Genomic DNA, 1,743 nt, shown 5'->3' on the forward strand with positions numbered 1-1,743 from the left:
AAGACCTGCGGTAGTATGTCAACTGAAAAATAAATGATTATGAAGTTATCAAAGGTCGATTTTGTGGAAAAAGACCGCAAGAAACTAGACCAGTAAACAACTACCATTTACTGGTAATTAAGAAAGGCGCTCAATGACGTAATTTACGTCATCGCTTCACGCCCCTTTCCCGGCGTAAAGAGTTGCTGGCTGCGTAGTAGCGCATCCACCAAGCGCACGAGTTTCCTTGCGGTCAGGACGAGTGCTCGTTTGTGCTGATGTTTCGGCACCTCACGGTATTTCTTTTGGTAAAAGGCTTCGTATTCAGGAACCTGGGTCCTGACCCGGTTGGCGGCTTCAACCAAGTAATACCGCAGGTACACGTTGCCGTTACGCGACAGCGAGGTGGTTTCGCCGGTAAACCGGCCGGATTGGTGCTTTCGCCAGTAAAGACCCGCATATTTCGCAATTTTGCTTTCATCTTCAAATCGCTCGATTTGACCGATTTCGGCGATGATCCCGGCGGTGAAGACGGGACCGATTCCCGGAATGGAATCGAGAGTCTGCGAAAGTCCGGCCATGATTCTCTTGATGGACTTTTCGATTTCCTTGATCTGTTTCGTGAACGTCCGGATGATTTCGATGGAAGTGCCCAGTATAATGTCCATCGAATCCTCCATGACTTTATCCAAACGGTACGAAGAACGCATGGCTTTCTGGATGGCTGCGGCGATGCAGGCCGGATCGTCGAACCGGTTCTTCCCTTTTTCCTGCAGGAAGGCAGCCAGCTCTTCGAGTGGCATCTCGGCCACTTCATCCAAGCTGAATTTCTCCAGGAACAGCTCCATCATGGCGTTGCCGAACACCGAGGAATCGACTTCCTGGGTGAACGTGTTGCACTTCAGACTGAGGTGCTGGAGAAAGTGCTGCTTTTCCTTCGTCATCGCCTTGACGAGATGGTAACGGGACCGCGTCAGCTGTTGCAGCGCCATGTACTGGCTTTCTTTCACGACAGACAGCTGGTTTCGGCCGAAGCGCAAATAATCGGCAATGACGAAGGCATCGATTTCATCCGTCTTATCCATGTCTGAATAGCTTTTCTTGAAATTGGCGATCTGTTTCGGATTCATGACGAACACCTGGGCGCCGAAGCGTTTCAAATCCTTATCGTGATGCAAGAACATCGACGGATGGAAACTGTAGACGGATGTCGATTCCAAGCCAATTTTCAGAACATCGACTTCCTGATCGGTTACACGTTCCAACAGGCGTTCCTTGAGGAAGGTGGCGCCAGGCAGGTCATTGGAAACAGCGAAGGTGTCGAGCTTCGTTCCTTCACCATCCAGAAAACAGACTCGCATATCAAATGAGCTGACATCTAAACCAACAAATAATCTCACGGGGAGACCTCCTTTCGATTTAGCATCATCTGGCCATTTCTTGGACGCCTCGAGATATCTCTAGTGTGTACGCCGACCAACAACCTCGTGTATGAGAGCTCTTCCTGAATCGAATGCCGCCCCGGCGTTACTAACAGCCGGGTTCAATCTTCAGGGGGCTCAGCCTGCGAGTAGGGAGTCCCGCGCGTTCACTGAGAAACAGTCTTATAATGTGGTTGCTCCACAGGAGGAAAAAGAATTGTCCCAAATGATCCTACGACCATTATCTAGAAATATCCCGGGACGTCCAAGCTATTTGATTGATGAAAATAATGAAGTGAAAAGTCAGGTTCGTAAGGACCTTAAACATACTATACGAGGAGGA

At 49.5% G+C, this 1,743-nt stretch carries 1 protein-coding gene; it reads right to left on the bottom strand.

Annotated features, from left to right (window positions below; genetic code table 11):
• Positions 1 to 143 precede the first annotated feature (143 nt).
• On the bottom strand, positions 144 to 1,379 hold the full coding sequence (locus DIJ65_RS16060) for an IS110 family RNA-guided transposase (RefSeq protein ID WP_142836515.1): 1,236 nt from the start codon (positions 1,377 to 1,379) through the stop codon (positions 144 to 146).
• Positions 1,380 to 1,743: the final 364 nt, after the last annotated feature.

Origin of the sequence: Planococcus salinarum (assembly GCF_007004625.1) — a bacterium.
GTDB classification, from domain to species: Bacteria; Bacillota; Bacilli; order Bacillales_A; family Planococcaceae; genus Planococcus; species Planococcus salinarum.